This is a genomic window from Kitasatospora sp. NPDC088134 (genome assembly GCF_044741705.1).
Classification (GTDB): Bacteria; Actinomycetota; Actinomycetes; order Streptomycetales; family Streptomycetaceae; genus Kitasatospora.
On the sequence record NZ_JBIUTD010000022.1, the window covers coordinates 61,802 to 79,074 of the forward strand.

The 17,273-nt window shown below is 74.2% G+C and carries 18 protein-coding genes; 10 read left to right on the plus strand and 8 right to left on the minus strand.

All coding sequences use genetic code 11. The features are described from left to right. The 4 genes from ACIOHG_RS27945 to ACIOHG_RS27960 all read left to right on the plus strand — a co-directional run bounded on the left by ACIOHG_RS27945 (position 1) and on the right by ACIOHG_RS27960 (position 4,221). Positions 1-1,167: an ABC transporter permease gene (locus ACIOHG_RS27945; protein ID WP_400954498.1), complete on the plus strand. Its 1,167-nt coding sequence runs from the start codon at positions 1-3 to the stop codon at positions 1,165-1,167. Next, positions 1,164-2,429 (plus strand): ABC transporter permease, encoded by a 1,266-nt coding sequence (locus tag ACIOHG_RS27950; RefSeq protein ID WP_400954499.1) that lies wholly within the window; start codon positions 1,164-1,166, stop codon positions 2,427-2,429. The genes ACIOHG_RS27945 and ACIOHG_RS27950 overlap by 4 nt, the downstream gene beginning before the upstream one ends. After that, positions 2,426-2,824, plus strand: a complete 399-nt coding sequence (locus ACIOHG_RS27955; RefSeq protein WP_400954500.1) for a cytidine deaminase — start codon at positions 2,426-2,428, stop codon at positions 2,822-2,824. The genes ACIOHG_RS27950 and ACIOHG_RS27955 overlap by 4 nt, the downstream gene beginning before the upstream one ends. Positions 2,825-2,943: 119 nt before the next feature. After that, positions 2,944-4,221 carry a thymidine phosphorylase gene (locus ACIOHG_RS27960; protein ID WP_400954501.1) on the plus strand — a complete coding sequence of 426 codons (1,278 nt, stop codon included), beginning with the start codon at positions 2,944-2,946 and terminating at the stop codon, positions 4,219-4,221. A gap of 24 nt (positions 4,222-4,245) precedes the next feature. On the opposite strand, the gene ACIOHG_RS27965 is transcribed toward ACIOHG_RS27960, so the two are convergent. Both ACIOHG_RS27965 and ACIOHG_RS27970 read right to left on the minus strand, forming a co-directional pair. Next, a complete protein-coding gene (locus tag ACIOHG_RS27965; RefSeq protein ID WP_400954502.1) occupies positions 4,246-4,800 on the minus strand; it encodes a Uma2 family endonuclease in 555 nt (184 codons plus the stop codon). Beyond that, on the minus strand, positions 4,797-6,059 hold the full coding sequence (locus ACIOHG_RS27970; protein ID WP_400954503.1) for an MFS transporter: 1,263 nt from the start codon (positions 6,057-6,059) through the stop codon (positions 4,797-4,799). Before ACIOHG_RS27970 ends, ACIOHG_RS27965 begins: the two co-directional genes overlap by 4 nt. Before the next feature lie 130 nt (positions 6,060-6,189). Here ACIOHG_RS27970 and ACIOHG_RS27975 point away from each other — a divergent pair, with 130 nt between their 5' ends. The 4 genes from ACIOHG_RS27975 (at position 6,190) to ACIOHG_RS27990 (ending at position 10,551) form a co-directional block, all read left to right on the plus strand. Next, positions 6,190-7,080, plus strand: a complete 891-nt coding sequence (locus ACIOHG_RS27975; protein ID WP_400954589.1) for a LysR family transcriptional regulator — start codon at positions 6,190-6,192, stop codon at positions 7,078-7,080. 80 nt (positions 7,081-7,160) lie between these two features. Continuing rightward, positions 7,161-8,621 (plus strand): WD40 repeat domain-containing protein, encoded by a 1,461-nt coding sequence (locus ACIOHG_RS27980; RefSeq protein ID WP_400954504.1) that lies wholly within the window; start codon positions 7,161-7,163, stop codon positions 8,619-8,621. A gap of 92 nt (positions 8,622-8,713) precedes the next feature. Next, positions 8,714-9,859, plus strand: coding sequence for an adenosine deaminase (locus ACIOHG_RS27985; protein WP_400954505.1), 1,146 nt, complete (start codon positions 8,714-8,716; stop codon positions 9,857-9,859). Positions 9,860-10,047: 188 nt separating this feature from the next. Beyond that, a complete protein-coding gene (locus tag ACIOHG_RS27990) occupies positions 10,048-10,551 on the plus strand; it encodes a hypothetical protein (RefSeq protein ID WP_400954506.1) in 504 nt (167 codons plus the stop codon). Positions 10,552-10,626: 75 nt separating this feature from the next. On the opposite strand, the gene ACIOHG_RS27995 is transcribed toward ACIOHG_RS27990, so the two are convergent. The 5 genes from ACIOHG_RS27995 to ACIOHG_RS28015 form a co-directional block, all read right to left on the minus strand. After that, a complete protein-coding gene (locus ACIOHG_RS27995) occupies positions 10,627-10,809 on the minus strand; it encodes a PspC domain-containing protein (protein ID WP_400954508.1) in 183 nt (60 codons plus the stop codon). Positions 10,810-11,776: 967 nt separating this feature from the next. After that, positions 11,777-12,484, minus strand: coding sequence for a VanZ family protein (locus tag ACIOHG_RS28000; protein ID WP_400954509.1), 708 nt, complete (start codon positions 12,482-12,484; stop codon positions 11,777-11,779). A 98-nt stretch (positions 12,485-12,582) separates the two neighbouring features. Beyond that, a complete protein-coding gene (locus ACIOHG_RS28005) occupies positions 12,583-12,912 on the minus strand; it encodes a hypothetical protein (protein ID WP_400954510.1) in 330 nt (109 codons plus the stop codon). Beyond that, a complete protein-coding gene (locus ACIOHG_RS28010; RefSeq protein WP_400954512.1) occupies positions 12,909-14,420 on the minus strand; it encodes an ATP-binding protein in 1,512 nt (503 codons plus the stop codon). Before ACIOHG_RS28010 ends, ACIOHG_RS28005 begins: the two co-directional genes overlap by 4 nt. 51 nt (positions 14,421-14,471) lie before the next feature. Next, entirely contained in the window at positions 14,472-15,149 is a 678-nt protein-coding gene (locus tag ACIOHG_RS28015) for a response regulator (RefSeq protein WP_400713864.1), read from the minus strand. Positions 15,150-15,420: 271 nt separating this feature from the next. On the opposite strand from ACIOHG_RS28015, the gene ACIOHG_RS28020 reads away from it, so the two are divergent. Together ACIOHG_RS28020 and ACIOHG_RS28025 are read left to right on the plus strand one after the other, a co-directional pair. Beyond that, a complete protein-coding gene (locus ACIOHG_RS28020) occupies positions 15,421-16,257 on the plus strand; it encodes a SigE family RNA polymerase sigma factor (RefSeq protein ID WP_400954514.1) in 837 nt (278 codons plus the stop codon). Between the two features lie 230 nt (positions 16,258-16,487). Beyond that, positions 16,488-16,982, plus strand: coding sequence for a DUF6328 family protein (locus tag ACIOHG_RS28025; protein ID WP_400954515.1), 495 nt, complete (start codon positions 16,488-16,490; stop codon positions 16,980-16,982). Positions 16,983-16,998: 16 nt separating this feature from the next. Here the strand turns inward: ACIOHG_RS28025 and ACIOHG_RS28030 are convergent, their stop codons facing one another. After that, positions 16,999-17,271, minus strand: coding sequence for a hypothetical protein (locus ACIOHG_RS28030; protein WP_400954517.1), 273 nt, complete (start codon positions 17,269-17,271; stop codon positions 16,999-17,001). Positions 17,272-17,273 lie beyond the last annotated feature (2 nt).

Here is a 17,273-nt window from a genome sequence, read left to right on the forward strand (position 1 = left end):
ATGACCAGTCCCAACGCCCCGGCCGCGCCCGCGGCCAAGCGCTCGCTGCGCGAGCGCGTCGACCTGGAGAAGGTCGGCCTCGCGCTGGCCGCGCCCGTGCTCGCGGTGCTGCTGTCGGCGGTCATCGCCGGCACCCTGCTGGCGGTCTCCGGCCGCGACCCGTTCGACGCCTTCTCCATCATGTGGAAGTACGGCACCGCCTCGGACGGCCAGGTCGCCACCCTGAACAAGGCCACCGTGTACTACCTGGCCGCGGCCGCCGCCGCGTTCGGGTTCCGGATGAACCTGTTCAACATCGGCATCGAGGGCCAGTACAAGCTGGCCATGATGTTCGCCGCGTACGTCGGCGGCCAGGTCGACCTGCCGGCCTTCCTGCAGATCCCGCTGCTGCTGCTGGTCGCCATGTGCGTCGGCGGCCTGTGGGCCTCGATCGCCGGTGTGCTGAAGGTCTACCGCGGCGTCAGCGAGGTCATCTCGACCATCATGCTGAACGCCATCGCCACCGCCGTGATCGGCGTGCTGCTGGTGCCCGGCATCTTCGCGCCGGAGACCAAGGGCGTCTCCAACTCGATCCAGACCGCCAAGATCTCCGAGTCCAGCCACTTCTTCGCGTTCGAGACCCAGGGCGGCACCCTGTGGGGCTTCCTCGTGATCGCGGTGCTGGTCGGCGTGGTCTTCCAGTTCACCCTGAACCGGACCCGGTTCGGCTTCGACCTGCGCGCCACCGGCCGCTCGGAGACCGCCGCCAAGGCGTCCGGCGTCAACGTCAAGCGCATGGTGATCACCTCGATCGTGGTCTCCGGCGCGCTGGCCGGCCTGGTCGGCCTGCCCGAACTGATGCAGAACACCCCGTACTTCGGGCAGAACGTGCAGACCGGCCTCGGCTTCATCGGCATCTCGGTGGCGCTGCTCGGCCGCAACACCCCGATCGGCATCGCGTTCTCCGCGCTGCTGTTCGCCTTCCTGGACGCCTCCGGCGCCCAACTGCCCACCCAGGGCGACTACCCGTCCGAGATCATCCCGGTGATCCAGGGCACCATCGTCATCTGCGTCGTCGTGGCCTACGAGCTGGTGCGCCGCTACGGCCTCAAGCGCCAGCAGCAGAAGGTCGGCGCCGAGCTCGCCGCCCAGGCCGCCGCGGCCGCCAAGAAGGAGGTGGCGGCATGAGCACCGCAGTCGCCGGAAAGCCCAAGTCGCCGGCCGCGCCGGCGAAGAAGACCAAGCTCACCTGGCCGGTGGTGCTGCTGCTGATCGCGCTCGCCCTGGTGGTCTTCGCCGCGGTCGGCGCGGCCACCGGCAACCACGGCCTGACCTCCTCCGGGCAGATCGGCGCCGCGCTGTCCTCCGCCGTGCCGATCGCGATGGCCGGCCTCGGCGGCCTGTGGTCCGAGCGCGCGGGCGTGGTCAACATCGGCCTCGAAGGCATGATGGTGGCCGGCACCTTCTGCGGCGCCTGGGGCGGTTTCCTGGTCAACCCCTGGGTCGGCCTGCTGGCCGGCATGGTGGGCGGCGCGCTCGGCGGCCTGCTGCACGCGCTGGTCACCGTCACCTTCGGCGTCGACCACATCGTCTCCGGCGTCGGCATCAACCTGCTGATCCCGGGCATCTGCGCCTACGTCAACCGGATCTACTACAAGGACTACGTGGTCGACGGCGCCGGCGCCAACCAGTCGCCGCCCGCCGACTCGCTGCCGACCTTCACCTTCCCCGGCCTGTCCAGCTGGCTCGGCGACCTCGAGAAGCACCACTGGTTCCTGGTCTCCGACCTGGCCGGCATCGTCCGCGGCCTGGTCACCGACCTGTCGGTGGTCACCCTGATCGCCGCCGCGCTGCTGGTCGCCAGCTACTTCCTGCTCTGGCGCACCGTGTTCGGCCTGCGGCTGCGCTCCTGCGGCGAGAACCCGACCGCCGCCGAGTCGCTGGGCGTCAACGTCTACAAGTACAAGTACCTCGCGGTGATCGCCTCCGGCGCCTTCGCCGGTCTCGGCGGCGCCTACCTGTCGCTGGTCGCCGCGCACTTCTACCGGGACGGCCAGACCCAGGGCCGCGGCTTCATCGGCCTGGCCGCGATGATCTTCGGCAACTGGATGCCGGGCGGCCTGGCCGCCGGCGCGGGCCTGTTCGGCTTCACCGACAGCCTCCAGCTGCGCGACGCCGACTCGGTGCACGTGCTGCTGCTGGTGGTGGCGATCGCGATGGCGCTGCTCACGCTCTGGCAGCTCTACCGCCGCCAGTGGGTGGCCGCCGCGATCGCCGCGGTGGTGGCCGGCGGCGTCGCCGCCTGGTACGCCTGCACCGACGAGGTGCAGCGCCCGCTGATCGTCGCCACCCCGTACGCCATCACCCTGGTGGTGCTGGCGCTCGCCGCGCAGCGGCTGCGGCCGCCGAAGGCGGACGGCGAGATCTACCGCAAGGGGCAGGGCAAGTGACGGCCGCGGCCGAGGCGTTCGACTGGGAGACGCTGCGCGCGGCGGCCCGGGACGCGATGCGCCACGCGTACGCGCCCTACAGCAAGTACCCGGTCGGGGCCGCGGCCCTGGTCGAGGACGGCCGCACCGTGGTCGGCTGCAACGTGGAGAACGCCTCGTACGGGCTCGGGCTGTGCGCCGAGTGCGGCCTGGTCTCCGCGCTGCACGCCTCCGGCGGCGGCCGGCTGGTGGCCTTCACCTGCGTGGACGGCGGCGGCGAGCTGCTGATGCCGTGCGGGCGCTGCCGCCAGCTGCTGTACGAGCACGGCGGCCCCGAGCTGCTGGTCGACCTGCCCTCCGGGGTGGCACCGATGAGCGAGGTGCTGCCGGACGCGTTCGGGCCGGACAAGCTCTGAGCTCCGGACAAGCTCTGAGCTGCTGCGAGTTGTAGCCCTTGCGGTTGTTACGCGCGTAGAGTGTCGTGGGAGGACATCCCGCGGCACTCTACGCATTTCACCCCCTCTGGAGCACGTGTATGGACGCCATCTCCGTCATCCGGGCCAAGCGCGACCGGGGCGAGCTGACCGACCCCCAGATCGACTGGGTCATCGACGCCTACACCCGGGGCGAGGTGGCGGACGAGCAGATGTCCGCCCTCGCCATGGCCATCCTGCTGAACGGCATGACGGCCCGTGAGATCAGCCGCTGGACCGACGCGATGATCCGCTCCGGCGAGCGGATGGACTTCTCCTCGCTCGGCGTCCCCACCGCCGACAAGCACTCCACCGGCGGCGTCGGCGACAAGATCACCCTCCCGCTGGCCCCGCTGGTCGCCGCCTGCGGCGCCGCCGTCCCGCAGCTCTCCGGCCGCGGCCTCGGCCACACCGGCGGCACCCTCGACAAGCTGGAGTCCATCCCCGGCTGGCGCGCCCTGCTCTCCAACGAGGAGATGCTCGACGTGCTGCGCTCCACCGGCGCGGTGATCTGCGCGGCCGGCGACGGCCTGGCCCCCGCCGACAAGAAGCTGTACGCGCTGCGCGACGTCACCGGCACCGTCGAGGCGATCCCGCTGATCGCCTCCTCGATCATGTCCAAGAAGATCGCCGAGGGCACCGGCGCGCTCGTCCTGGACGTCAAGGTCGGCTCCGGCGCGTTCATGAAGAACCTCGACGACGCCCGCGAACTCGCCCGCACCATGGTCGGGTTGGGCCGCTCGGCCGGCGTCGCCACGGTCGCCCTGCTCACCGACATGTCCACCCCGCTCGGCCTCACCGCGGGCAACGCGCTCGAAGTCCGCGAATCCGTCGAGGTCCTGGCCGGCGGCGGCCCCGCCGACGTCGTCGAACTCACCCTCGCGCTGGCTCGCGAGATGCTCGCCGCCGCGGGCGTGCACGGCAAGGACCCGGCGGACGCGCTCCGCGACGGCTCCGCGATGGACCACTGGCGCCGCATGATCGCCGCCCAGGGCGGCGACCCCGACGCGCCCCTCCCGGTCGCCCGCGAGCAGCACGTCGTCACCGCCCCCGCGAGCGGTGTCCTCACCGCCCTGGACGCCTACGCCGTCGGCGTCGCCGCCTGGCGCCTCGGCGCCGGCCGCGCCCGCAAGGAGGACCCGGTCCAGGCCGGCGCCGGCATCGAGCTCCACGCCAAGCCCGGCGACCCCGTCACCGCCGGCCAGCCCCTGCTCACCCTGCACACTGACACCCCGGACCGCTTCCCGTACGCCCTGGAAGCCCTCGACGGCGCCACCGCGATCGCCCCCGCCGGCACCGCCTTCACCCCGGCCCCGATCGTCCTCGACCGGATCGCCTGACGCACTGTCGGCGTCCTGCGCGCGTCAGGAGTACGTGCGCAGGACGCTCGTGTCGAGCGTCCAGGGGCCGACGGTGATCACGTCGCCGAAGGCGAAGTCGGTGCGGCGGGTGTAGCCGGGTTCGTCGTGAACGATTCCGGTGCCCTTGCGAGGGTCGACCAGCAGGTAGAGCGGGATGCCCATGGCCGCGTAGTCGGCGACCTTGGCGTGATAGTCGGTCTCGGAGTTGGACTTCGAAACGATCTCGACGACCAGCAGGATCTCGTGAGGCAGGAACGCCGGAGCCTCGTCGTCCAGCGCCGCCTCCGGGAAGACCATGAGGTCGGGGTTGCGGAGGCGTCCGTGGGACGGGTCGACCAAGTCGGCGCCACCGTGGGCGATGTAGCCGGGGTGGGTCTGCGGAAGCTGCCCGTTGAGCTGCTGAGCAATGCGGATCACCGCGAGTTCGTGCCGCTTCACCGGGGACATCATCATCACGATGGTGTCGTCCGCGATCTCGATCTTCCCTATCCCCGGAGTCTGCGGCAGCTGGTCGGCGATCTCGCGGAGCTGGGCGAACACGGCAGGGTCGATGCTCATGCCTGAAGTGTAGTGACGGTCCGCGCGCGGTGGGTGGCGTAGAGGGTGACGGCGGTGGCGCAGGTGGTGGCGGTGAGGGCGACGGTGGCGGTGCCGGGCCAGCCGGTGGCGTGGTAGGCGTCGGCGCCGAGGGTGCCGCCGAGGCTGTTGCCGAGGTAGTAGGCGATCAGGTAGAGGGCGGAGGCCTGGGCGCGGCCGGTGGTGGCGGTGCGGCCGACGGCGGAGGAGGCGGTGGCGTGGCCGGCGAAGAAGCCGGCGGTGATCAGGACCAGGCCGAGGAGGGCGCAGGGCAGCGAGTCGGGGAGGGAGAGCAGCAGGCCGGCGGCGGTGGTGCCGATCGCCAGGTAGAGGGTGCCGCGGCGGCCCCAGCGGGCGGTCAGCCGGCCGGCCGAGGCGGAGGACGCGGTGCCGACCAGGTAGACCACGAAGACCGAGGCGGCGACCGATTCCGGAAGCTGGAAGGGCGCCGAGACCAGCCGGTACCCGACGGTGTTGTAGACCGCGCCGAAGACCGCCATGAACAGCAGGCCGAGCGCGTACAGCCGTAGCAGCAGCGGGTTGCGCAGGTGCCCGGCGACGGTCGCGGCCAGCGCCCGGGCGTCCACCGGGGCGCGCCGAAAGTGCCGGGCCCGGGGGATCAGCAGCCGGAAGGCCAGCGCGGCGAGCAGTGCGAGGACGGCCGAGACGGCGAGCCCGCCGCGCCAGCCCCAGGCGGCCGCGGCCCAGCCGGAGACCAGCCGGCCGCCCATCCCGCCGATCGAGTTCCCGGCCACGTACAGGCCCATCGCGGAGGCCAGCGCCGTCGGGTGCACCTCCTCGGCCAGGTAGGCCATCGCGGTCGCGGGCAGCCCGGCCAGCGCCGCGCCCTGGAGCACCCGGAGCACGACCAGGGTGGTGAGGTCGGGGGCGAACGGCAGGGCCAGCGCGAGCAGGGCGGCGGCCAGCGTGGAGGCCGTCATCACGGCGGTGCGCCCGTAGCGGTCGGACAGGGCGCTGGCGGGCAGCAGCGCGAGGGCGAGTCCGAGGGTGGCGGCGGAGGCCGTCCAGCTGGCCCGGCCCGGGGTCAGCCCGAGGTCGGCGGAGAGGATCGGCAGCAGGCCCTGGGTGGAGTACAGCAGGACGAAGGTGGCGACGCCGGCCGCGAACAGCGCCAGGTTGGCGCGGCGGAACGCGCGGCTGCCGGGGCGCAGGCGCAGGTCGGCGGGAGGACTGGCGGGGGTGGGCGCGGTCGCGGGCGCCTCGGTACTGGCGGGCTGCATGGCGACGACGCTACGACCGCGCCCGCTGATGCGTCCAATACATGAATCGGCCATTATTCATGCTGTGACGTATGAGAGCAGCTCCGCGCCGGTGCGCCCCGCCGAGCTCGGTCCGGACGCCGAGGTGACGCTGCTGGTACCGCAGTTGGCCCAGTTCGTGGCGGTGGCCCGGCTGGAGCACGTGACCCGGGCCGCGCAGCTGCTCGGCGTGCCGCAGCCCACGCTGTCGCGCGCCGTCGCCCGGCTGGAGGACGAGCTGGGGGTGCGGCTGCTGGCCCGGCAGGGGCGCACCGTCCGGCTGACCCGGGCCGGGCGCATCCTGCTGGACGCCGCCGAACGCGCCCTCGCCGAGGTCGAGCGCGGCGTCGAGGCGGCCCGGGCGGAGGCCGACCCGGCGGCCGGCCGGGTCGCGTTCGGGTTCCTGCACACCATGGGCGCGGACGCGGTGCCCGCCCTGCTGCGCGGCTTCCGGGCCGGGCACCCGCAGGTGCGCTTCCAGCTCGTCCAGGACCACGTGGCCGCGATGCTGGAGCGGCTGCGGGCCGGGGAGCTGGACCTCTGCCTGGTCTCGCCGCTGCCCGACGCGCCCGACCTGACGGCCCGCCCGCTGGACGAGCAGCGGCTGTTCCTGACCGTCCCGCCCGACCACCGGCTGGCCGGGCGCCGCCGGGTCCGGCTCGCCGAGGTGGCCGAGGAGCCCTGGGTGACGGTCGAACGGGGGTACGGGCTGCGCCACATCGTCGAGGGCTTCTGCACCGAGGCCGGGTTCACCCCGCGGATCGCCTTCGAGGGCGAGGACGTCGAGACCCTGCGCGGCCTGGTCGCGGCCGGCCTCGGCGTCTCCCTGCTCCCGCCCGCCCTGGTACCCCGCCCCGGCGCGGTCGAACTGGAGGTCACCGCCCCGCGCACCCGCCGCGCCATCGGCCTCGCCTGGCCCGCCCACCGCCCCCTGCCGCCCCCGGCCGCGGCCTTCCGCGACTTCGTCCTCTCCCGCCGCGGCAGCATCCTGGCCCACGACTGACGGCCCGTCGGAAACCGGTCCGCCCGGGGCGACCCGCGGTCCGTGCGCATAGGGTGACCGGCGGGGAGGGGGTCGGGTCAGTGGGATTCACCGGTAGCGGGTTCGAGGTCGCGCCCACCGCGCAGGCGCTGGACCGCCACGGCGAGTTGGCCGCGGAGGCGGACCGGACGGGGGCGGTCCTGGTGCGCGGGACCAGGTCGGGCGAGCCGGTGGCGAGCACCGCCGGGCCCGGCCGCCGGATCGAGACGATGGCCTTCGGGACCGGGGCGGCCACCGGCGTGCTGGCACTGGGGAGTTCCGGTGGCGGCCTGCACCTGTGGCGGTTCGACCGTGGTGACGCGGACGACGCCCGGGTGGACCTCGGAGCCGAGCACCCGAACACGGTCACCGCGTCGGCCTGGAGCCCGGACGGCACCCGCCTGCTCTCCGGGGACGACGAAGGCGGGGTCCACCGGTGGGAGGTCCCGGCACCGGGGCGGTGGCGCGCCGGCGAGGTCGAGGCCGATGCCCCGGCCGCCCGTCCGGTGCAGTGCCTCGCCTGGCACCCGGACGGGCGGAGCTTCGCCGTCGGACACCAGTACGGGCGGCTGCAACTCCGGGACGTCGGCAGCGGCGCCCTGCTGCGGACGTTCCGGGAGCACGGCCGGTGGTCCGGCGCGCTGGCCTTCGACCCGGCCGGGGCGTGGCTGGTCGAGGGCGGGCGGGACGCCGACCTGATCTGGTACCCCGATCGGGTGGAGCCGCTCGTGCTGCCCGGCGGCCACCGCACGCATGCGGTGGCGGTCGCCCCGGACGGGACGACGGTCGCGGTCGGCGGCCAGGGCCGCAAGGTCCGGCTGTGGGACTCCCGGACCGGAGCGCCCGGAGCCGGACTCGGCAGCCTGGGCGGCTGGATCGAGGCGGTGGCGTTCTCCGCCGACGGCCGCGAGGTCGTGGCCGTCGACGCGGACCGCACGATCGCCCGCTGGGACGTGCGGACCGGAGAGCTGCTCACCGCCCTCGGCCCGGCCGGGCGCGAGTCCTACCGGCCGGAGCCGGGGAGGCCGGTGCGGGAGTGGGAGCGGATCGCGGCCGCGTACGACTGGAGCCGGCTGCCGTGCACCTGCAAGCAGGGCGCGCGCCACGTGCCGGGCGACTTCGCCCGGATGCTGGCCGCCCGGACCGAGGCCGAGGTGGACGCGACCCGGCTGCTCGACCACCCGGTGCGAGGGGGCCTGGCCTCCGAAGCCGCCCTCCCGGTCGCCCGGATGGCGCTGGCGGCCTTCCGGGCGGGCGGTCTCCCGGCGGCGGCCCTGCGCGGGGTGACGGCGCTGATGGGTTACTGCGCGGACAGCGACTCCAACGGGGAGGCGTACGACAACGGTCGGCCCGACCTCGGGGCGGAGTGCCGCGAGGCGCTGCTCGAAGGGGTGCCGCTGTACTACGGGACCCTCGCCACCACCCTCGACAACGAGGTGTCGAGTTTCATGATCGACCTGCTGCGGGACCTGGGGGAGGACGGGGAACGGGTCATGGCCGTCTTCGAGGCCGGACCGCAGTAGGCATCCCGCGCGTGGGTTGTTCACCTCGGGTTCGTCCGGACGGGGCGGCGTGGCGGTAGGCGATCTACGCGCGTAGGCGCTATGCTCCGGCAATGGAGAAGCAGATCACTCTCGCGGGCACCACGGCCCCGCGCATCCCCACGCCGGAGCAGATCGCCCGCGCCCCCAAGGTCCTGCTGCACGACCACCTGGACGGCGGGCTGCGGCCGGAGACCGTGGTCGAACTGGCCGCCGACTGCGGCTACGAAGGGCTGCCGACCACCGACCCGAAGGAGCTCGGGGTCTGGTTCCGGGAGGCCGCCGACTCCGGCTCGCTGGAGCGGTACCTGGAGACCTTCGCGCACACCTGCGCCGTGATGCAGACCCGGGACGCGCTGGTCCGGGTGGCCGCGGACTGCGCCGAGGACCTGGCGGCGGACGGCGTGGTGTACGCCGAGGTGCGCTACGCCCCCGAGCAGCACCTGGAGGCCGGGCTGACCCTGGACGAGGTGGTCGAGGCCGTCAACGAGGGCTTCCGGCTGGGCGAGGCGAACGCCCGGGCGCGCGGCCACCGGATCCGGGTCGGCACGCTGCTGACCGCGATGCGGCACGCCGCCCGCTCGCAGGAGATCGCCGAGCTGGCGAACCGTCACCGCGACCGCGGCGTGGTCGGGTTCGACATCGCGGGCGCCGAGGCCGGCTACCCCCCCACCCGCCACCAGGCCGCCTTCGACTACCTCAAGGGCGAGAACAACCACTTCACCATCCACGCCGGCGAGGCCTTCGGCCTGCCGTCGATCTGGGAGGCGCTGCAGTGCTGCGGCGCCGACCGGCTCGGCCACGGCGTGCGGATCGTGGACGACATCACGGTCGGCGAGGACGGCCGGGTCGAGCTGGGCCGGCTGGCCGCGTACGTGCGCGACAAGCGCGTCCCGCTGGAGATGTGCCCGACCTCCAACCTGCAGACCGGCGCCGCCGCCTCGTACGCCGAGCACCCGATCGGCCTGCTCAGCGGCCTGAAGTTCCGGGTCACCGTCAACACCGACAACCGGCTGATGAGCGGCACCAGCATGAGTCGCGAGTTCGAGCACCTGGTGGGGGCGTTCGGCTACACGCTGGCCGACCTGGAGTGGTTCACCGTGAACGCGATGAAGTCGGCGTTCCTGCCGTTCGACGAGCGGCTGGCGATGATCAACGACGTGATCAAGCCCGGCTACGCCGAGCTCAAGGCGGAGTGGCTGTTCGGCCCGCGCGGCTGACGGACCGTCGGACGATCGACGCGGGGAGATGGTCGGACTTATCACTCTCCGGAGTGGTCGGGCTTTGAACCGGGCGTGGCCTTCTCACTACGGTGGGCCGGTCACTGCTGACTCGGTGTGACGGCAGGCTTCCTGTGGTTCTCGGGCGTCCGCCGCCGCACCGGCCCGACCAGGACTGAGGACGACACATGAAGCAGGCCACTCTGAAGGCCGCCGGCACCGCGGTGCTCGGCATCGCGGTCGCCGCCGTCGCGACGGGCTCCGCCTCGGCCGCGCCGGTCACCCCCGGCGGCCTCGGACTGCCGACCGGCGCGCTCACCAACCCCGCCGTGACCGGCGCCGCCACCGGTGCCGTGAGCAAGCTGCCCGGCGGCGACCAGCTCGGCACCGTGACCGGCACCCTGAGCCCGACCGCGCCCGCCCCGGCCGCCGCCCCCGCCGCCGAGCAGGCCCCGCAGGCGATCGAGCAGACCGGCCCGGGCGGCCCGGAGCAGGCCGCCCCCGCCGCCGCCCCGGTGCAGGAGGCCGCGCCCGCCGCCGCCAACCGGATCGGCAGCCTGGACTCCGTCCCCGGCGGCCAGGGCCTGGCCAAGACCCCGGTCGGCAGCGTGATCGGGACGCTGGGCGGCCTGTCCCCGGCCAACGGCGGCGGCGCCCCGGGCCTGCCGGGCCTGCCGGGCCTGGGCGGCTGACGCCGCGTCACCGACGTCGACGGAGGGGCCGTCCCGCACGATGCGGGACGGCCCCTCCGTCGTGCGCGCGGGGGGTCACGGCTCCTGGGGGAGCAGCAGCCAGAGCGCCAGGTAGATCAGGAACTGCGGGCCGGGCAGCAGGCAGGAGGCCAGGAAGACGATCCGGACCGTCCACGGGGTGTAGCCGAAGCGCTTGGCGATGCCCGCGCAGACACCGGCGATGACGCGGCTGTGACGGGGGCGGGCGAGGGTGCTCATCTTCTTCTCCCTGCTGGGCGGTCGGTCCGGCCGGTGCGGTCCGTTCGGTTCGTTCTCCATCCTCCGGCCGCGACCGGTGCCTCCGCGTCCGCCGCGATGCCGATCCGGACCCCGATCCGCTCCTCGTCCGGAGGGAGCCCGGACTCGGGGTCCGCTCGGGGTGCACCCCGAGGACGGCGGTGCGGGGCGCCCACCTGGGGCGATCCGGATAAAGGCCAGGTAAAGAGGATGGAGGTGGCGCACAGGTCCTCCCAGCGGACTGTCAGACTCGCGCGTCCGACAGTCATATGGAATTGGGAACAGCTCTGATGCGCACCAACCGCCTGCTCACCGTCACCGTGTTGTCCGCCCTCGCGGTGACGGGCCTGGCCGCCTGTGGGGCCAAGGTGGACGGCGGCAAGGGCTCCGCCGCCGCCCCGGCCACCGCCTCCGCCGCCGCGACGGGGGCCGCCGCGGGCGGCGGGCTGGCGGCGCTCGGCTCGGCCGAGATCGTGAAGAAGGCGCAGGAGGCCGGGGCCGCGCTCACCGCCGTCAAGATGACCTTCAAGATCAAGGACACCGACGGCGAGGTCAGCGGCGACATCGCGGTCGACGGCAGCGGCAACTGCGCGGGCTCGGTGGCCATCGCCGGCCAGGGCAGCACCGAGGTGCTCCGCAGCGGTGGCACGGTCTGGATGAAGCCGGACGCCGCGCTGCTGAAGACGACCGCCCCGCAGGCGGGCGGCGCGCTGCTCGGCAAGTGGCTGACCGTGGCCAAGGGCAGCGCCGGCGGGGTCGCCGAGTTCACCACCTTCTGCGACCTGGGTCTGAAGACCCAGCAGAGCATCGGCAAGGACGACAGTGGCGTGAGCGACCCGGGCACCAAGGGCCCGGCGAAGAAGGTCGACGGCGTCGACGCCGTCACCGTGGTGTTCAAGGACTCGGACGGCACCCGGGCCGAGGCGGCCGTCGCCGCGCAGGGCACGCCCTACCTGATCTCGCTGGACCTCGGCGCCGACGGCTTCATGAAGTTCACCGACTTCGACAAGCCGGTGCGGGTGACCCCGCCGGCCGCCTCCCAGGTCGTCGACGGCAGCAAGTACTTCGGCTGACGGACCGTCGGCAACGGCTCCGGCACGGACTCGGGTTCCGGAGCCGTTGCGGACTCGGGTTCCGGGGCCGGTGCGGGCCCGCCCGCCCGGTGCCGGTCCAGGGCGCGCAGCGGGGGGACCAGCAGCAGGTGGGCGAGGGCCGCGCCGAGGGTCCCGAGCAGGATGTCGTCGACGTCCAGGACGTGCCCGGGGGCCCAGCCCTCCAGGAATTCGAGGGCGGTGGCGAGCAGCGCGGCCGCGCCGGTGGTGCGCAGGAAGGAGAGCAGCCGCCCGCGGGCCGGGGTGCCGAAGGCGAGCGGCAGCAGCACGCCGACCGGCGCGAGCGGCAGGAGCCCGGCGGCCAGCGGGCCGAGCACGTGCAGGCCGCCGAGGGACAGCACCCGGTGCACCGAGGCCAGCGGCGTCAGGTTGGACGGGGCGGTCCAGGGCGCGGGCACCGGCCGCAGGCTCAGCCAGCAGAGCACCAGCAGCTGGACGGCCAGCAGCACCCGGGCCGCCGTCCGCAGCCGGTACGGGGCCGCCGGGTCGACGGGCCGTCCGGCCGCCTCCCCGGTCGCCTGGTCGCTTCGCGCGGTCGTGTGCACACCGCGGGAGACGCCCCCGCGCCGGGGCCGGTTCCGGTCGGACGGGTGACCTGGATCGCTTCCCGCACCCGGGACGCGCACACCGGCCCCGGGCCGGTTCAGGGGCAGCGGCTGGGCGTGGGGGCGCCGAACACCGGCGGGCCGGTCTCCGTCACCAGCGGCGAGGGCACCGCGCTCGCGGCGGCCGGCGGGCGCGCGGCGGCGGAGGTCGGGCCGGGGGCGGGCCGGGTGCCCGAGCCGGTGGGCGAGGGCACGGCGGCGGCCGCGGGGGCCAGCGGGACCGGCGGCGGCTCGGCCGGGCAGGCGGTCCGGCTGGCGGGCGCGCCCGCGTCCACCGGCACGTCGGTGGCCCGGATGCCGCAGCCGGTCAGCAGGGCGGCGGCCAGCAGGGCGCCGAGCGCCGCGGGCAGGGCGCGGGGGCGGGTCATCGGGCGTCCTCCGGGCCGGGCGCGGGCGGCTGGGTGAGCGGCAGGGTCAGGGTGAAGACCGCGCCGACGCCGTCCGGGTTGTTCGCGGCGGTGATGTCGCCGCCGTGGATGCGGGCGTTGGCCTCCGCGATCGACAGGCCCAAGCCGCTGCCCTCGGAGCGGGCCCGGCCCTTGTCGGCCTTGTAGAAGCGGTCGAAGACGTGCGGCAGCACGTCCTCGGGGATGCCGGGGCCGCCGTCCGAGACCGAGACCACCACGGTGTGCGCCGCGTCGTCCTGGCGGACCCTCACCTTGACCGGGGAGCCGCCGTGCTTGAGCGCGTTGCCGATCAGGTTGGCGAACACCACGTCCAGCCGGCGCGGGTCGACGACGGCCAGGATGCCGCGCGGGGCGTCGAGTTCGACCGCGTCGTACCAGGCCCGGCCGTCGATGCAGGACATGATCAGGTCGGCCATGTCGACCTCGTCGGCGACCAGCTTGGCGGTGCCCGCGTCGAAGCGGGTCACCTCCATCAGGTTCTCCACCAGGTCGGAGAGCCGGCGGGTCTCGGAGACCACGATCCGCACGGCGGGCTCGATCATCGGGTCCAGGGCGTCGGCCTCGTCCTCCAGGATGTCCGTCACGGCGGTCATCGCGGTCAGCGGGGTGCGCAGCTCGTGCGACATGTCGGCGACGAACCGGCGGGACTGCGCCTCGCGCGCGCTCAGCTCGGCCACCTGCTCCGACAGCGACTCCGCGGTGCGGTTGAACGTCCGTGCCAGGTCGGCGAGTTCGTCGTTGCCCTCGACGTCGAGCCGGGTGTCGAGCTTGCCCTCGCCGAGCCGCCGGGCGGCGTCCCCGAGCCGGCGCACCGGCCGCAGCACGGTCGCCGAGGCGCCCTGGGCGAGCAGCGCGGAGCCGATCAGCGCGAGCAGCGTGGCGACCGCCAGCGACCAGCCGAGGGTGTTCAGGTCGGCCCGCTCGTTCTGCAGCGACTTGAACATGTAGACGGTCGGCCCGTTCGGGACCACCTTCGTCCCGCCGATCACGTACGGCCCGGCCAGGTTCGCCCGCTGCCAGTACAGGTGGTACTCGTACGGGTTGCCCGGGCCGATCTCGCGCTGCTTGTTCACGGCGGTCACCAGCGCCGCCGGGACCTGCTTCGCGGTGAACGTCAGCGGGTTGGAGGAGGCGGTGCAGCCGGGCAGCGCGTCGTCGACCACCACCACGTCGTACGCCAGCCCCGAGCTCGCCACCTGCCCGGCCAGCGTCGACAGGTCCGGGCAGGCCGGGTGCAGCGGCAGGGTCGAGACGTTCCGGGTGACCGACACCCGGAAGTCGTTCAGCGCGGTGTTCTGGGCGCGCCGGAGCACCGCGTCGCGGTTCAGCCAGTAGGCGATGCCGGACGCGCACACCGCGGTGATCAGCGCCACCGCGGCGAACACCGCGATCAGCCGGACCCGCAGCGAGCTGAGCCGCCGCCAGGAGGCCGAGCGGGCCCAGCGGGAGGCGGGCTGGTACTCCGTCAAGAAGGACTCACCGAACCGTCGGGGATCAAGGAGGAACGGGGGAGGGCGGGCTCAGGCCGGCGGGTCGAGCCGGTAGCCGACCCCGCGCACGGTGCGGATCAGCGTCGGCGCGGACGGCACGTCCTCGACCTTCGCCCGCAGCCGCTGCACGCAGGCGTCCACCAGCCGGGAGTCGCCCAGGTAGTCGTGCTCCCACACCAGCCGCAGCAGCTGCTGGCGGGACAGCGCCTGCCCGGGACGGCGGCTCAGCTCCAGCAGCAGCCGCAGCTCGGTCGGCGTCAGCTGGAGGTCCTGGCCGTCCTTGGTGACGGTCATCGCCGAACGGTCGATCACCACGCCGCCGTACGCCGCCGAGTCCGAGCTCTCCCGCTCGCCGCGGCGCAGCACCGCGCGGATCCGGGCGTCCAGCACCCGCGGCTGCACCGGCTTGACCACGTAGTCGTCGGCGCCGGACTCCAGGCCGACCACCACGTCGATGTCGTCGGAGCGCGCGGTCAGCAGGATGATCGGCAGCTGGTCGGTGCGCCGGATGCGTCGGCACACCTCGAAGCCGTCGATGCCCGGCAGCATCACGTCGAGCACGATCAGGTCCGGGCGCTGTTCCTTGAACAGGCGCAGACCGTCCTCGCCGGACGCCGCGGCGGCGATCCGGTGACCCTGGCGGGTGAGGGCGAGTTCGAGGCCGGTGCGGATGGCGTCGTCGTCCTCGATCAGAAGCAGGAAAGGCACGGGGGTCATTGTGTCCCACCCGGGCCCGGGAAGCACCCACCCGGGTGACCCCCGCGCACCCGGGAACCGGATGGGCCCGCTCCGGCGTCGGCATCGACGGAGCGGACGCACGTCCGCTCCCGGTCGCCCTTGTGACAGCCCTGTGACAGTCGACGGACACCGCCATGACGCGCGGACGGCAGGATTTTTCTCGTCGCCGCAGGAGGACCCGGTCCGGTACCGGCCGCCGCGGCGGGCAGAGAACCGCTCGTACCGACCATGGGGGTGCCCGATGACCGCAACGCTGAAGACCCGAAACACCGGGCCGCGCGCCGCCGTCCTGGGCACCACCCGGACGCGGCACGAGGAGGAGAACGCCGGCAACGTGCTCGTACGGGGGTGCGCGCACAACGCCGGGACCCGCCGCCCGGTCGTGGGGACCAGGGGCGGCGGGGACACCACCCACGGCCGGTCGGCCGGTAACAAGGCTGCCGGGGTGGCCGAGGGGCGGATGCTGCGGGTCGCTCCGCAGACCTTCCGCGGGGAACGGGCCGACCAGGGAGGCGCGCAGGGGGAGCACCCGGCCGCCGCGGCGGACGAGGCGCGCGACATCGCCGAGTTCACCGCGTACGTGCGCGAGCGCCGCGCCTCCCTGTACGCCACCGCCTACCACCTGACCGGCGACCGCTACGAGGCCGAGGACCTGCTGCAGTCCGCGCTGTTCTCGACCTACCGGGCCTGGGGGCGGATCACCGACAAGGCCGCGGTCGGCGGCTACCTCCGCCGCACCATGACCAACCTGCACATCTCGGCCTGGCGCCGCCGCAAGGTCAACGAGTACCCGACCGAGGAGCTCCCCGAGCACGCCGGCGACACCGACGCGATGGGCGGCACCGAGCTGCGCGCCGTGCTCTGGCAGGCGCTCGCCAAGCTCCCCGAGAACCAGCGCACCATGCTGGTGCTCCGCTACTACGAGGGCCGGACCGACCCGGAGATCGCCGACATCCTCGGCATCAGCGTCGGCACCGTGAAGAGCTCCATCTGGCGCGCGCTGCGCCGGATGCGCGAGGACGAGCAGCTCAACCGCTCCGGCGACACCGTGCACGCCTTCGGCGAGCTGGTCGCCTGACGCAGTGTCAGGACTCCCGTCGGGGGGACGGGTGGTGGGGGACAGGGCACGGGACACGGCGGCCGACTCGGGGGAGCGGCCACCGGGGGGCGTCCGGTGCTCCGAACGGCAGGCGGGCCCCGGTGCGGGGGGAAACGGCACCGGGGCCCGCCTCCGTCGTGCCGCCGTCGTGGGGGGCACCCCCGTCGTGCCGCCCGCGGCGGTGGCGGCCCGGCCGTGACAATGACCCGATGAGCGACGATCCGGCGGCCGACGGCCTCCGCCCCGAGTCCCCGCAGGCCCGCGCCGACCGGCGGCTGATCGAGATGCTGCAGGAGCTGCGGGTGCTGCAGACCGGCGTGCAGATCGTCTTCGCCTTCCTGCTCGGCGTCGCCTTCACCCCGCGCTTCACCGCACTCGACGACTTCGCCCAGGACCTGTACGTCGCGGTGCTGCTGCTCGCGGTGCTCGCCGCCGCCGTGCTGGCCACCCCCGTCGCCCTGCACCGGGCGCTGTTCCACCACCCCGACCGGGCCCGGATCGTGAAGGTCTCCGCCCGGATCGCCCAGGTCGGCCTGGTGCTGCTCGCCGCGGCGCTCACCGGCGCGGTGCTGCTGGTGCTCACCGTGGTGCTGGGCGCCGCCGTCGCCGGGCCGATCACCGCCGCCGTGGCGCTGGTCTTCACCGGCCTGTGGTTCGTGCTGCCGTGGACGGTCCGCCGTCGGCTGCCCGATGCCCCCGGGTGAGCCCGGTGACGGGCGGTCAGTGCGCGTCGGCGGTGTGCAGCACGTCCTGGGCGCGGTTCGGGCCGCGCAGCACCAGGGTCTCCACCACGTCCGCGCAGCGGTCCAGCAGGGCGGGCAGCGCCTCCTGCTCGGCGGTGGCGGTGCGGGTGGTCAGGCCGTGCCAGGCCGCCCCGTGCCGCTCGGCCAGCCGCTCCGCGACCAGGAAGCCCGCGTTGTGCCGGGTCCCCGTGTACCGGCGGGTCGGATTGCCCAGCCCCGCCACCAGCCGGCGCTCGACCGTCCCCCGCACCC

Bases quoted from the DNA above. Each gene is read 5' to 3' on its own strand.
- ACIOHG_RS27945 (WP_400954498.1), top strand. From the start codon at position 1: ATGACCAGTCCCAACGCCCCGGCCGCGCCCGCGGCCAAGCGCTCGCTG.
- ACIOHG_RS27950 (WP_400954499.1), top strand. From the start codon at position 1,164: ATGAGCACCGCAGTCGCCGGAAAGCCCAAGTCGCCGGCCGCGCCGGCG.
- ACIOHG_RS27960 (WP_400954501.1), top strand. From the start codon at position 2,944: ATGGACGCCATCTCCGTCATCCGGGCCAAGCGCGACCGGGGCGAGCTG.
- ACIOHG_RS27965 (WP_400954502.1), bottom strand. From the start codon at position 4,800: ATGAGCATCGACCCTGCCGTGTTCGCCCAGCTCCGCGAGATCGCCGAC.
- ACIOHG_RS27970 (WP_400954503.1), bottom strand. From the start codon at position 6,059: ATGCAGCCCGCCAGTACCGAGGCGCCCGCGACCGCGCCCACCCCCGCC.
- ACIOHG_RS27985 (WP_400954505.1), top strand. From the start codon at position 8,714: ATGGAGAAGCAGATCACTCTCGCGGGCACCACGGCCCCGCGCATCCCC.
- ACIOHG_RS27990 (WP_400954506.1), top strand. From the start codon at position 10,048: ATGAAGCAGGCCACTCTGAAGGCCGCCGGCACCGCGGTGCTCGGCATC.
- ACIOHG_RS27995 (WP_400954508.1), bottom strand. From the start codon at position 10,809: ATGAGCACCCTCGCCCGCCCCCGTCACAGCCGCGTCATCGCCGGTGTC.
- ACIOHG_RS28005 (WP_400954510.1), bottom strand. From the start codon at position 12,912: ATGACCCGCCCCCGCGCCCTGCCCGCGGCGCTCGGCGCCCTGCTGGCC.
- ACIOHG_RS28020 (WP_400954514.1), top strand. From the start codon at position 15,421: ATGACCGCAACGCTGAAGACCCGAAACACCGGGCCGCGCGCCGCCGTC.
- ACIOHG_RS28025 (WP_400954515.1), top strand. From the start codon at position 16,488: ATGAGCGACGATCCGGCGGCCGACGGCCTCCGCCCCGAGTCCCCGCAG.